Annotated in this window: 10 protein-coding genes; 5 read left to right on the forward strand and 5 right to left on the reverse strand. The window is 57.6% G+C overall.

Translation table 11 applies throughout. The features are described 5' to 3' along the window. Nucleotides 1–126: 126 nt before the first annotated feature. Nucleotides 127–972: a trypsin-like serine protease gene (locus tag AABO57_22030; GenBank protein ID MEK6288405.1), complete on the forward strand. Its 846-nt coding sequence runs from the start codon at nt 127–129 to the stop codon at nt 970–972. A 102-nt stretch (nt 973–1,074) separates the two neighbouring features. On the opposite strand, the gene AABO57_22035 is transcribed toward AABO57_22030, so the two are convergent. Further along, a complete protein-coding gene (locus AABO57_22035) occupies nt 1,075–2,445 on the reverse strand; it encodes a TIGR00366 family protein (GenBank protein MEK6288406.1) in 1,371 nt (456 codons plus the stop codon). A 322-nt stretch (nt 2,446–2,767) separates the two neighbouring features. Then, the gene (locus AABO57_22040) at nt 2,768–5,818 is read right to left on the reverse strand and encodes a M14 family zinc carboxypeptidase (GenBank protein ID MEK6288407.1); all 3,051 of its coding nucleotides are present in this window, start codon (nt 5,816–5,818) and stop codon (nt 2,768–2,770) included. A gap of 572 nt (nt 5,819–6,390) precedes the next feature. Here AABO57_22040 and AABO57_22045 point away from each other — a divergent pair. After that, nucleotides 6,391–7,932: an amidohydrolase gene (locus AABO57_22045; GenBank protein ID MEK6288408.1), complete on the forward strand. Its 1,542-nt coding sequence runs from the start codon at nt 6,391–6,393 to the stop codon at nt 7,930–7,932. 101 nt (nt 7,933–8,033) lie between these two features. Continuing rightward, nucleotides 8,034–8,642 (forward strand): Uma2 family endonuclease, encoded by a 609-nt coding sequence (locus AABO57_22050; GenBank protein ID MEK6288409.1) that lies wholly within the window; start codon nt 8,034–8,036, stop codon nt 8,640–8,642. Between the two features lie 23 nt (nt 8,643–8,665). Here AABO57_22050 and AABO57_22055 read toward each other — a convergent pair whose 3' ends face one another. Both AABO57_22055 and AABO57_22060 read right to left on the reverse strand, forming a co-directional pair. Continuing rightward, entirely contained in the window at nt 8,666–9,391 is a 726-nt protein-coding gene (locus AABO57_22055) for a Uma2 family endonuclease (protein ID MEK6288410.1), read from the reverse strand. Between the two features lie 125 nt (nt 9,392–9,516). Further along, a complete protein-coding gene (locus tag AABO57_22060; protein ID MEK6288411.1) occupies nt 9,517–10,677 on the reverse strand; it encodes an aminotransferase class I/II-fold pyridoxal phosphate-dependent enzyme in 1,161 nt (386 codons plus the stop codon). Nucleotides 10,678–10,933: 256 nt separating this feature from the next. On the opposite strand from AABO57_22060, the gene AABO57_22065 reads away from it, so the two are divergent. Both AABO57_22065 and AABO57_22070 read left to right on the forward strand, forming a co-directional pair. Continuing rightward, on the forward strand, nt 10,934–11,614 hold the full coding sequence (locus AABO57_22065; GenBank protein MEK6288412.1) for a hypothetical protein: 681 nt from the start codon (nt 10,934–10,936) through the stop codon (nt 11,612–11,614). After that, the gene (locus tag AABO57_22070; GenBank protein ID MEK6288413.1) at nt 11,611–12,288 is read left to right on the forward strand and encodes a hypothetical protein; all 678 of its coding nucleotides are present in this window, start codon (nt 11,611–11,613) and stop codon (nt 12,286–12,288) included. The genes AABO57_22065 and AABO57_22070 overlap by 4 nt, the downstream gene beginning before the upstream one ends. 195 nt (nt 12,289–12,483) lie before the next feature. Here the strand turns inward: AABO57_22070 and AABO57_22075 are convergent, their stop codons facing one another. Then, the gene (locus AABO57_22075) at nt 12,484–12,840 is read right to left on the reverse strand and encodes a hypothetical protein (GenBank protein ID MEK6288414.1); all 357 of its coding nucleotides are present in this window, start codon (nt 12,838–12,840) and stop codon (nt 12,484–12,486) included. Nucleotides 12,841–13,219 lie beyond the last annotated feature (379 nt).

Below are 13,219 nucleotides of genomic sequence, written 5' to 3' on the forward strand. Positions count from 1 at the left end.
ATGTCTTTCACCCCGGACAAACTGGGCCTGTTGCTGTCGATGTGCGGCCCAAGATATAATTATGCGCGTCCGAACATCGTCCAACTCAGCTTCAACCGAAACGCGATTCGAAAGGAGAAAGATTATATGCGCAGCAAACACAATCTATCGGCCGCCTTGCTCGCCACGGCTGCGGTCACAGTTCTCCTCATTCCGTCAGTCGCGCGAGCGATCGTCTATGGCTTCGTGGACGGACACAATGTCTTCGCCAACACCGGCGCGTTCATCGTCAAGTCGCCGACCACCGGCAACATCTTTCCTATCTGTACGGGGACGTTGATCTCGCCTACCGTCTTCTTGACGGCTAGCCATTGCACCGCGTTCTTCGAGCAGGATCTTGCTCCGCAGGGCTACACCGCGTTTGTCAGTTTCGACAATCCGATCCCCTTCGGCGATTTGACCAGCAATCTCACCAAACTAATTCCCGTCACCCAGGTCGTGACCAATCCGGGATTTAACCACACTCAGAGCGATCCAGGAGATATCGGCGTCCTATTGGTGCAAGCCACAGATACGCAGGGCATCACTCCTGCGACACTTCCGGCCGCCGGGCTACTAGATCAACTGTCGGCGCAAAATGGATTGAAGAACGCTGTCTTCACTCCCGTCGGATACGGTCTGCAGAACCGGATGACCGGCGGCGGGCCGCCGTTCTTTCAGGATATGAATCCAGTGCCGAGAATGTTTGCCTTTTCCAGTTTCAATTCCCTGAATAAAGCTTTTCTCCGGCTGTCGCAAAATCCTTCGACGGGCAATGGCGGAACTTGCTTCGGCGATTCGGGCGGGCCCAATTTCTTCAATCACAACGGTGCGCGGCTGTTGGCGGCAATCACCATCACCGGCGACTCGGTTTGCCGCTCGACCAATGTTACTTACCGTCTCGACACCGCTTCCTCGCGGAATTTCCTCGCGCCCTATGTGACGCTTCCTTGATGACGCAGGGAAACTGTTGTGAGTCCTCGATCTCACAGCATGAGATCGAAGACTCCGCCGGGCGCAAGTCCGACTTCCAAGAGTCTCGCAGCCAATCGCGATTCAACACGGTGCAAACGTAAAAACAACAACCCCCAATACAAACCACAGCAACGCGAAGATCAAACCATAGCCGAAGAACTCCCGGAAGTTCACTCGCGCGACTCCGGCAACAACAACATACCAGAACGGCGCAATCAGATTCCCCATGTGATCGCCGATGCTCAACGCCAGAAGCCCGCGCTGGACCGTTACGCCGGCGGCGGTTGCGGCCGCCGATGTCACGTAGCCCTGAATAACCCACTGCCCGCCGCTGGACGGAACGAAGATCGACACGATCGTTCCTGACAAGGCAGCCAGAAACGGAAACGAATAAGGCGTCGAGACCGATGAAACTAGACCTGCCAGCACCTCTCCGACTGATGTGAACTGAATGAGCCCCGCCACTCCCGCGTACATCGGATAGATGATAATCACCGGCCAGCTCGAGACGACTGCGCGCTGCAGCGTCTGAGTGAAACGGTAGATCGTTCGGTGCAGGAGCAAACAAGAGAACAGCAGAATCGTGTTGAGAGAATTGATGTCCAGACTGAGATGTCTGACACCGAAGTGATTGTACAACCAGCCGGCCAGAACCACGCAGATCACGAGCGGGACGATCGGGTTGCGCTCGAGGCGTTCTGAGAAGTTTGCCGCTCCCGGATCGATCGGCGTTCCTTCCTCGCTCAGCTTGCAGGCGTCCGGAAACTCGGAGACGGGCCTGACGTTCTTTGGCATAAGCAGATAACCAACGACGATCAGAATCGCGACGAAGGCAACCTCGTGTATTATCGCGGCAGGCGACCAGATCGTCGTGCTCAAAGGGAGGATGCCTATGTTCTTCTCGAGGAAGTGACCCGGCGTTGCCATCAAAAGCGCTGCGCTCGACGACAGGCCGAATTGCCACGCCGCGTTGGCCCCCCATAGCAACGCCAACAGGAAGAGAAAGTCCAGCTTGATGCCTTTGCGTTCGGCCTCGCGAGCAAAGTGCACCGCGATCAGCGGAGTCATCGCGATTCCCAGACCCCAATAGAGGTACGCAGCAGCGGCGGTCACCAGCACTGAGAGCGCGATTGCCTGGAACTGTGTTTTCGGCAACCGGGAGAGACGTGTGATCGCGGTCTTGAAGAACGGGGTTGCTCCGAGTACCGAGCTCAGCACGATTATCAGGGTCATCTGCATCGTGAAGGGCAAAAGCATCCAGAGCCCCTGGTAGTAGGCCTCCAAAGTCTTGCTTGCCGAGTTGCCCATGGCCAGCGCCATGCCCGCGAGTATCAGCAGAAGGAGCACCGATGCGGTTATCGCGTCGGGCACGAAGCGGCCCATAACGTGTGCGAAAATCTCGAGCTTACTTCCGCGCGAGTCCGCTTTTTCGCCTGGCTGGGTCGTCGACATGAACTAGATCACCTCCAAGAAATGTCTCGCCGTTCGAGTCTCGGCGAGTTGGTTCGACCGCATAACTAAAAAAGGGCGGTCCGCTCTTGAAACCGCCCCTTCAGAAATCACCGAAAAGCTTCAAAGGATCACAGGCCGGGTCCGCCAAACTTCAGTTTATCGATACCCACTTCGTGAGAAGTGGGTTCGTAATGTTGTAGCCTGCAACGAAGCGCGCCTGGCGCCGCGCATACCCACTTCGTGAGAAGTGGGTACGTGATGTTGTAGCCTATCGAGGCCCGAAACAGTCCTGCGCGCTTAATGCAGGCTACAACATGTCCGTCTATTGATCGTTCCCGGTTGCTGCGTCTGGTCGTCTTGCGGGAGGCTCGGGCCTTCCAGCGCCAAGGTTGTTGTAGTTCATCGCCGCGTTGAACAACAAGAAGAAGCTTCCCTGAGTCTGATGCCGCCACATCGGGTTGTTCGCGAACATCACCACGTGACCCTTGCCTACAGGCACATCGACGACCGCCGCCTTGCCCGCAAGCTCCGACCCGCCGGCCAGCATTCCGCTAATCAGCAGCTCCTTCTCATTCGTGTTGAAGCGCAGCACGACTCGCGGCCTCATATTCACAGGCGGAATCAGCGCTGCCGCGAACTGACGCATTTCCTCGGGGATGCCTTCTTCCCCGGGGCGCGTCTGTTGTTGCGGACGCTGTCCGGCTTGCGGCATTGACTGAATGATATCCGGATCGGTCATCGTTCCCCGGCCTGATGGCCGCTGGCCTGGAGCGACGCCGCCTCCTCCGCCGCCACCCCCACCGCCGCCTCCTCCGCCGCCGAAGCCACCCGGCAGCGCGCTCACGTTCAACAAAGGCGCCTGATTGAAGTAGACCGGAAGCGAGTCACCATAGCCGTAGGCGATCGGGCTCTTCTTATCCGCAAACGTCGCGTTGAAAATCGAACCGCGCGCTTGAAGCTGACGGGAGGGTTCTATCGTGACTCCTGTCGTGATGCCATAGTCGATCGGGATCTGCGAGATGTTGGTGATCGTGATGAACAATCCCCCGTCCTCGATGAACCGCTGGAGATTCAATACGCCCCGAAGCTCGATGCCCCCGCGCATGTCGTCCGTTTGATCGGGCGAGAAACCAAAGTTCGGGGTCAACTCGGACTGCTTCCAGGGCACCGGGTCGCCCCGCTTTGGCATGCCGTTGACGATCGACTGAGCCGAGCCGCCGACGGGCGGGAAGAGGATCACGTCGTACTTATCCTTGAGGTTTGGCGTGTCGCGGAGCACGTGAACCGAAATGTACGAGTAAGGAATCTGCAAGCGGTCGAACTCGATTCTGTACCAGCCTTCGTTCTGAGTATTGGTCCAGGTGTGAACTATGGCGATGCGCGCCGCGGCGATCTCGTGACTCTTTACTTCAGGCAGCTTGTCGACCGCCAGCGCCGTCAATCCCAGTTCCGTCACCGCCGCATCGAGCCGCTGACGTGCGTCCGCCGGATTGCCTTCGGTCTTGATGATGAACGAGCCGGCGTTGAACTGCTGATCGGCGATCTTGAACGAGTCTTCGGCCGCTTCCATCTTTACGTCCTTGAGCTTGTACCGAAGCGTTGCCAGCGTGTTGTCCGCGGTGTGATTGATGACGAAACCGGCTGTGGCAGCCGATCCCGCGATCTTGCCCCGAACCCTGACGTCACTGGTCAGCAACACCATCGGGGCTTCAAGGATCGCCTTATCGGTGATCCGCACCGTCTTCACGTTGCGAAGCGCGCCCAGCGTCCAACCCGTGTCGTCGTAGGGCCGTGGGTCGTTCACGTTGTAGTACTGGGTGTCGAAGAGCATGTCCGCCATTCGCGAATACGGTTGGTCCATGCGAACGATGTAAGAACCCGCCGGAAACCTTTGCTCTTTGAAGGCAAATTCCTTCGTTGCCGTCTGAACTTCGACTCCCATCAAGCGAAGGAGGTTTATCATGTCTGCTGCTTCAACCGGACGCGGAGTGTCGCCCGGGATCACCCATGCATAAGGCCCTTCGTTTGTGGCCTTGGAAATCGACCGCTTGCTCTTGATGTAAAAGTTGTTCAGGAAGCGGTCCTTCTGATTTGCGACGTAATTCATCGCGAACAGGATCGCCGATTGCTGCATGTTGATGTTGTTTCGGATCGACCACTTCACCCACGGAAGCGGTGGATTGGGACGGAACCAATCGCGCCCGGACTGCGCGCCAACGTTGCGAACGCTGGTGTCCGCGCCCTGTCCACCAAACGTCTCGTAGAACCTTCCGATCGAGTTGTGCCCGTTCGCGACGTAGAACATATAGTTCGGCGCCCATCCATCGTAGAACCCGTGAGTCCACACACCGGGCACTCCGCGTTTGGTCATCTCTTCGATCTCGTGATAGGCGAGCACGTGCCACTCATCGATGACCAGCGGGTCGAGCCACGCGTTGTATGGACCAGTTCCGGTCGATGTGTACAGGAACGGGACTGATTCGTGCAGGTCGTGAAGCACAACCGGATGATACTCGAGGAACGTCTTCATCTGGTTCCGGGATAGCGCAAGCGCCATGCCGAGCCCGTCCCGGTTGTTGTCGTGCGCGACGTACTTGCCCCAGTACAGCAGTGGCGGCGTCTGCTTATTCGGATTCGCCTTGCGATAGTTGTACAGATCAACCGCACGATCTCGGCCATCTACTTCGAGTGCGGGGGTGATCATCACGATGACGTTCTTGCGTATTGCCTCGATGACCGGCGAATCCTCGACGGCCAGCCGATAGGCAAGCTCCATCAACATCTCGGGCGAGCCTTGCTCGGGCGAGTGGATTGATCCCGACGCCCAGTAGAAAGCCTTGCCTTCGCCGATCAACTGTTGAGCCGCGGCGGCGTCCGTCTTGCGCGGGTCGGCAAGCTTTGCCGTGATCTCCTTGTAGCGGTCGAGCTTCGCGATATTCGCTTCGTCGCTGACCACCACGAGCATCTGCTCCTTGCCTTCCTCGGAGCGTTCGGGCGCAGTGAACACCCGAACCCGGGGACTGGACTTCTCAAGCTCGCGATAGTAGCGATACATATCCTTCGTGTAGGTGAGCTTGTTGGGCGTGCCCACGACGTAGCCGAGGACCTTATCGGGCGAGGGCACTTTGTCCGACGCCGGCAGGTGATCGACAAGCTCGGTTAGAAAGTATTTCTCGGTCGTGTACTCTTTGATCTTCGCCGTGTACTCCTCGTTGATCTTCGAGGCGGGCGCGCCAGTCTTGGCCTTGTCTTTCTTTTGCGGTGCGGATCGCGGATCAGCAGCGCGGCCGGTAGCGGCGAACATTGCGAGCGCCACGCAGGCAATCAGAAGCGCACACGTCTGCCTGAGAGCAAACAAGCGTCCTCGGTTCATGGGTTTCCTCCATTGGATAGCTTTTGATAACTGGAAATCGCGGCAGAGAAGATTATTCAAACAGGGATACACAGCAAGAGCAGGGTAGACTCGAGCGTGTGAGCGTCCTGTGTATCCCGGTCTATCCCTGGTTTGTCCTGGTGAAACTGGCAGAGCGTGCTCGCGTCCGCGCCAGTGGAAGCACGGCCACGAGCGCGCCCGCCCTGACGCCTAAGACTCAAAAAGTCTCCGCCCGGTTACAGAAAATTCCAGCCGTAATTCGGAAGCGGTATCCTGTCAGCAAAGGCGGTCGTTTGCAAGCCTGCGAGCGCAGGCATCCCTTCCTGCCGCTTTCCCCTAACGCCTATTCTTTGTTCAAAGCGCCCTCCCCAGGCAGGGATGCCTGCGCTCCCAGGTTCGTTGACTTGATCGGCGAAAAGTCATAGTCTCGCGCATCGCACAAGAGTTCAGAGTTCAGCCTTCAGGCTGCCGCCCGAACACAACAAAGCAAGCTAAAGCTTGTACTCTGAACCGATTCTCAGAGGAGGAGAACAATGACCAAGCTTAGAGTGGCGGCTCTCGCCGTTGTATTGATGCTGGCTGCCAGTATGCCGGGTCGAACTCACGACGCGCCGAAGCTCGACGACCTGAAGCGCGAGGCGATCTCCGAAGTCGAAGGGCTTCGCGTCCTGACCCAGCAGATGGTCGATCAAATATTTAGCTACAGCGAACTGGGTTTTCAGGAATACGAGACTTCGAAATACATCACCGGGATCCTGGAGAAGAATGGATTCAACGTTGAGCGCGGCGTCGCCGGAATGCCAACCGCCTGGGTGGCGACTTACGGTTCGGGCAAGCCGGTTATCGGGTTCATTACAGACATCGACTGCATCCCTCGAGCTTCGCAGAAGCCCGGCATCGCTTATCACGATCCCCTCGTCGAAGGCGCGCCCGGCCACGGCGAAGGCCATAACTCCGGGCAGGGTGTGAATGTGACGGCGGCAATCGTCCTGAAAAAGCTGATGGAGAAATACAAGATCGCCGGGACGATAAAGCTCTTTCCGGGAGTCGCCGAAGAACTGGTCGCTGCAAAAGCATTCTTCGTGCGAGCCGGATTATTCAAAGACGTCGACATCGTGCTTGGCTCTCACGTCGATTCGGACTTTGCGACCAGCTATGGCCAGACGGCGACCAACAGCGGACTGGTATCGGTTCAGTACTTCTTTCACGGCAAAGCGGCTCACGCAGCGGGCGCGCCGTGGTCGGGACGAAGCGCGCTCGATGCGGTCGAGTTGATGAACACTGCGTGGAACTTCCGCCGTGAGCATTTGAGGCTTCAGCAGCGATCGCATTACGTGATCATCGACGGCGGGGATCAGCCTAACGTCGTGCCCTCGGAAGCCGCGGTCTGGTACTACTTCCGCGAGCTGGAGTATCCGCGCATCAAGGAACTCTACGAGCTTGGCAACAAGATGGCTCAAGCGGCGACGATGATGACCGATACTACGGTTACTCAACGCATCGTCGGTTCGGCGTGGCCTTGCCACTTCAACAAACCGATCGCCGAGGTGCAACAGAAGAACATCGAGATGGTCGGCATGCCTGAATGGAGCGAGGCGGATCAGACGCTCGCGAAAGCCTTGCAGAAGGAAATCGGCGCGAAGGTTGAGGGCTTGAAGATGAAGGTCAAGCCGCTCGAGCCGCCAAAAGATCCGACCGGCGGCGGCTCGGATGATGTAGGCGACATTTCTTGGAACGTGCCGATGGTTTACTTGCGCTACCCTGCGAACATTCCGAACTTGCCGGGCCACGCCTGGCCAAACGCGGTGGCGATGGCGACTCCGCTGGCGCACAAAGGCTCGACGGCCGGCGCGAAAGTTCAAGCGATGACGGCACTCGACTACTTGCTGTCACCGGAGTTGATCAAGCAAGCGTGGACCTACTTCAACGATGTTCAAACGAAGGACATCAAGTACGCACCGCTGATCAATCCGACCGATCAACCGGCGATTGAGCTGAACAAAGAGAAGATGGAAAGGTCCCGGCCTGAGCTGAAGAAGTATTACTACGACGCGGCGAAGTACAAGACTTATCTGGAGCAACTCGGGATACAGTATCCGACGGTCAAGAAGTAAGAAGCGAACTACAGGGCCGGCGTGGCAAGGACTGCATCATCGAATACTCATGGTAAGATTGTAGCTGCGTGGCTCGGCAAGCGCCGGGAGGGAGGCAAGCAATGCATCCGATACTCGAACATAGCGCTCCTGATCCTCTGGTCCTGCATCTGGGTCCGGTAATCCAACAAATGAGTGACGAAGAGTATTATCAGTTCTGCCAGCTCCATCCCGACTTGCGGATTGAACGCACGAGCGAAGGAGACTTGATCATTATGCCCCCGACAGGAGGAGAAACCGGACGCAGCAACTTCAATCTGTCAGGTCTGTTTTCCAATTGGGTGATGGCGGACGGCACCGGCGTGGGTTTTGATTCTTCTACTGAGTTCGCCTTGCCCAACGGAGCGTTCCGCTCACCGGATGTGGCGTGGGTCAGGAATGAGCGGTGGGAAGCACTCACCGCGGAAGAACGCAGGAGATTTCCGCCGCTTTGCCCGGACTTTGTGATTGAACTGCGCTCCGACACTGACCGCCTCAGCACCCTCCAGGCGAAGATGCAGGAGTACATCGACAACGGAGCGCAACTTGGCTGGCTCATTGATCCGCTGAAGAAGAAAGTCTGGGTTTACCGGCAGAACGCCGAGGTCGAATGTCTCGATAGTCCTGTATCGGTGAACGGGGATCCGGTTCTTGCGGGGTTCGTATTGCCTCTTGACAGAATCTGGCGCTGATCTTTGCTGGCGCCTGGCGTGGCCTACCTTTGACGTTTCCTGGCGGCCGAGCGTTTACGGCGTGCGAGTTGGGCACGCAGCCTCTCGACTTCGGCCTCTGCGCGCCGGGCACGCTCTTCGCCAGTGGGAAGCAACTTGCCTGCTGCGTCGCACCAGCGGAGCCATGTGTCTTCCTTGTCCTCAAACACACCCTTCCATAGTTTCAAGCCAAGGCCGAGATCAGGCATGTGATAGTCTTCGCGCAGCTGATACCGCTTGCCGAAGCCTATCTCATAGACTCGCAGCAGGTCTTTGCTCAAGAGCTTTTCGGGATCGTGGACCGCGTAATAATTCACGCCCATACGCGCGTAGTCTTTGAGCTTTCCGGTCAACTCGCCGCCCTTGCGATTTGAGACGATCTCGATGACGAGCTCCGGAACTTTGCCGAACTCCCAAACGAAGTAGCTGCGATGCGCCTTGTCGTGCCAGTCCTTGTGCGGCTGCACGTCGAGGCTAAGGAAGAAATCGGGCACGAGCGGCGGTTCATGAAGGGCGAAGAAGATCCCGACATTGATGCCGGCCAGAAACTTTCGGCGCCTCTTCGGCCGGTCTTCGCTCGGCGTCGGTGTCCACGAACTGTATATGGTCCCCGCCAAAAGACGTTGTTCTTTACAGGAAAAGAGATTGTCCACCGGCTCATCATCCTCGGTGATGATGTTCTCGATGACGTCACGCAAATCGACCGGAGTGTCTGCTAATACTCGTGACATGGTTCAAGCCCTCACCGTTGGTTCTGCTCGTTGGAGAGTGTAACTCAAGCGCCCCGCGAGTCTCAACGAGCTGTCACGATTGCGCGCCGCTACATCCCTCGGAGACGAGCCGGAATCTCGCCCGCTCAAGCGGCGCCCAACTTAGCTTGAGTCGTCAGCAGGTCTTTGAACTCTTTTAGGAACGTCTTCATCTCAGCCATCGTCCCAAAGCTCACTCGCACGTGCTGGGGCATCGAGGGGAACAGCCGGCCCACAAGCAGCTTGCGTTTCTTCAACTCCTCGATCAGCGGCTTCGCCGGGCGGTTAACGCCGATCATCACGAAGTTCGTTTGGGATGGAATGGGCTGGAGACCCATCGCGCTGAACTCGTTGGACACGTAGTCTCTTACTTCGGCGTTCATCTTACGCAAGCGATCCACGAACTCGCCATCGCTCTTCAACGCCGCTAGCGCCGCTGCAATAGCTAGTTGATTCGGGTTGTTCACCAACTGGCGTTTGGCCATTCGCTTGATCAAATCCTTGCGCCCGATCGCGTAGCCGACTCGCAGCCCAGCCATCCCGTAGATCTTCGAGAACGTGCGCGACACGACGACCGGCAAGCCTTCCTTCACGAAGCGCACGCAGCTCTCATAATCGGGTTGCGTTACGTATTCCGCGTAAGCCTCGTCGGACAGCAGCACCGTACCGCGCGGAAGCCTCCGAACGAAGCGTTCGGTTTCTTGTTTGTCGATGTACGTGCCAACCGGGTTCGAAGGGTTGCAGAAGAAGATCATCCCCGCGCCGTGGCTCGCTCGCAGCATCCTCGGGAGGTCGTGCTTGTGGTCCGCGTTCAACCTGATCTTCTGCGCACGGGCGTGAATAAACGGGCAGTAACCAACCACCGCCTCGAATGTCGGCTCCGCCACTACCGCGCTGCGTGCCGAATTGCAGAAGGCTTCCGTCGCCATCTTGAGTATCTCGGTTGACCCGTAACCGAGAATCACATTCTCGTTCTCGACCCCGAAGCGTTTGGCAATCGCTTCGACCAGCGCCTTCGGTTCCTCGATTGGATATCGGAACGATTTGGGATCGACCGCGCTTCGCAGGGCTTCGGCGGCAGCAGGCGCGAGACCGTAAGGACTCTCATTGCGATTGAGCCGCAGAGGGTCACGTCCAGCGCCGGCCTCGGCCTCGGGATAGCGCGAAATCGCACTCAGCTTGGATGGCAACCCGATGCCTATCGAAGCAGCGCCGAGCGCCGCGTTCGCCATAAATCCCCGCCTGGTCAACGCACGTTTGGTATGCATAGTGTGGTCTCCTGGTTTGGGCGGCATATTAACAAAGCGTTGGCTGGCTTACAACGACAACAGGCGCGCGTGACTGCGAGTACCGCGCCACGTGGCACAGACTTCTTCAGTCTGTTCGCGTGCTGGATCAAAGCTCGCGGCGCCCATCCTACCGTCCTGACGAGTGCCCAGCGTCAGTGGCAATTCGAAATTCTCGATGATAGACTGCGCGCCGTTCAGTCTGCTCGAGCGCAACCCTCACAGGAGGACGACGGCTTTGACAAGGCAAGTGATAGTCTTTGCAATAGGCGCATCGATCCTGCTCGGCCTGCTAACTCCGGCAAGCTTCACCGCGACGGCCCAGTTCGTGTCGGCGGACACTTACACCCGCTACGAGCTGCTCGCGCCTGAAAGCCATCAGTTCAAAATCTACTACGAAGTGACCGAAACCAGGCCCGGCGCAAAGTTTCACTTCAACGCGATCCGCGAAGGCAGTGACGCTACAGATGAATCTGTAGTCGACCTGGCGACGGGAAAGTTTTTGAAGTTCGAAGTCGTCACCGGCGCGCAAGCCGCCGCTGCCTCCGGTGATAAAGTAAACCCTCAGGCTGAACGATTCAATCCGACAAGCAAGTACATACAGGTTCACCTTGCTCATCCAGTGCCGGCACGCGGCGAATACAGACTCGCGATCATCAAGACCTACAAGGACGACAAGAGTTACTTCACCGAAGGCGACGCGATCGTGTTCAAGCGGCCGCTTGGCATCCCTCGCGACGGCGTTGTGCTCCCGCCCGGTTATGAGATCCTGTCATCATCGGTGGCAACCCAGGTCTTAAGCGAAAGCGGCGGCCGCTTGAAGCTTGCGTTTGTGAATCCCGGGAGCGGCGGTCAACTCGAGGTCACGATCAAGGCGCGGCGGTTACCTTCAACTAAGAAAGCCGAGGTCTCGCGATGAACTTCATTCGAAGAAGCCTTGCGTGTGCGGCGGTTTGTTTGATGGGCGCCGGATTCCTTCTTGTGGCGCCAAACGAACTCGCGTTTGGGCAGAACCCAGCTTTCACGGAACGCGCATATCAAGATCGTGAGATACTCTACGAGCTGCAATCGCCCGAAAGTCATGCCTTCCGCATCACACATGACTACACCGTTAAGAATACTGGCGAGAAGTATTACTTCAATGTCGTCCGCGCCGGGAGCCACGTCACCGATCCCGAGAGCATCGATCTGGACAGTGGAGAAACCCTGAAGTGGGAAACCATTGACGGCAAGACGGCTCGCGATCGAAAGCTCGCGGTTGGAGATGTCAAAGACGACACGGAAATTGTGGTCACCTATCTCGCGAGGCCGATTGCCGCCGGCACAACGAACCGCATCCGTCTAAAAGAGACTTATGTCGATGCCAAGAGTTTGTATCTCGACGGCAACGAGCTGGTGTGGGACCGCAGCTTCGGCCGCTTGCGCAACACCGTAGTCTTGCCTCCAGGCTGGTACCTCACGGCTCTGTCAGCGGCATCGACTATACAGACGCTTCCAGACGGACGCGTATCGATCTACACTGTCAATCCTCGGAACGATGATGTCCGTGTGTACCTGCGAGCGCGCAGGCGAAACGCCCCCAAGACGCAGTAAGCACTGCATTCGCCACACCGCACCCACTAACAAATTAGGAGTGTAATCAGGTAAGTTGGTGGATCGTTCATACACTTGCCGCGCCGCCCTCGAACAGGTTGGAGGCAGCATCGGCCGCTTGCGGCGGCGCGAGAGGTGTCCTCTCTCTTTGCGCAGCCTGCTCGCGGTGATCTCGAACGACGGTGTCGTCAATACTCACCGAGTTTCGCGTGTGCGGCGTCTCGTCTCGCGCATGCCGTTTCCGTAGTTGCGCCCGCCCCAGGTGACCCCCGGCACTACGCGTCCAGTAACGCCTATATACGCATCCTTGCTCGGTACGCCGTACTTCTCTGTGGCCACCCAAATCTTGCCGGTGCCATCGTCCACCTCGTAGACTCCTGCACCTGCCGCGCCGTATGAGCGCACAACGCGGCCCGCAACAGTGACTTCCTTATCGAAGTATCGACCGGGATCCCTTTCTATGTCGCCGATGCGAATGCGTTCCGGACAGCCGGTCAGCGCCAGCGAGAACAACGCTATGGAGACTCCGACCAACATGCTTCTCTTCTTCATTGTTTTTCTCTCCTCCGAACTGGTGCGAAATGAGGTTGGTAGGGCGAGATGGGCGTGGCCGCACGAACCGAATCAGCCGACTGCCCGGCCCTACCATTTCTTTGACACCTAAGTCGGTGGAAAGGATGCCAGCAGGAAGAACCCGTTTCGGGTTCAGGGTTCAGGGTTCAGGGTTCAGAGTTCAGGGTTCAGAGTTCAGGGTTCAGAGTTAGGGTTCAGGGTTCAGAGTTCAGAGTTCAGGGTTCGGGGTTCAGAGTTCAGGGTTCGGGGTTCAGGGTTCACGGTTCAGGGTTCAGGGTTCAGGGTTCAGGGTTCTTTAGAGCGGGTTTGTCTTTTCAAGCCGCCGCGACCCATAACCTCAAAACTTAACCTGAACCCG

The sequence above is a fragment of the Acidobacteriota bacterium genome (assembly GCA_038040445.1).
In the GTDB taxonomy this organism is placed as follows: domain Bacteria; phylum Acidobacteriota; class Blastocatellia; order UBA7656; family UBA7656; genus Onstottus_A; species Onstottus_A frigus.

Excerpts from the sequence above, each read along its gene's own strand:
- AABO57_22060 (MEK6288411.1), bottom strand. The coding sequence starts at position 10,677 with ATGCATACCAAACGTGCGTTGACCAGGCGGGGATTTATGGCGAACGCG.
- AABO57_22030 (MEK6288405.1), top strand. The coding sequence starts at position 127 with ATGCGCAGCAAACACAATCTATCGGCCGCCTTGCTCGCCACGGCTGCG.
- AABO57_22050 (MEK6288409.1), top strand. The coding sequence starts at position 8,034 with ATGCATCCGATACTCGAACATAGCGCTCCTGATCCTCTGGTCCTGCAT.
- AABO57_22070 (MEK6288413.1), top strand. The coding sequence starts at position 11,611 with ATGAACTTCATTCGAAGAAGCCTTGCGTGTGCGGCGGTTTGTTTGATG.
- AABO57_22055 (MEK6288410.1), bottom strand. The coding sequence starts at position 9,391 with ATGTCACGAGTATTAGCAGACACTCCGGTCGATTTGCGTGACGTCATC.
- AABO57_22035 (MEK6288406.1), bottom strand. The coding sequence starts at position 2,445 with ATGTCGACGACCCAGCCAGGCGAAAAAGCGGACTCGCGCGGAAGTAAG.
- AABO57_22075 (MEK6288414.1), bottom strand. The coding sequence starts at position 12,840 with ATGAAGAAGAGAAGCATGTTGGTCGGAGTCTCCATAGCGTTGTTCTCG.
- AABO57_22045 (MEK6288408.1), top strand. The coding sequence starts at position 6,391 with ATGCTGGCTGCCAGTATGCCGGGTCGAACTCACGACGCGCCGAAGCTC.
- AABO57_22040 (MEK6288407.1), bottom strand. The coding sequence starts at position 5,818 with ATGAACCGAGGACGCTTGTTTGCTCTCAGGCAGACGTGTGCGCTTCTG.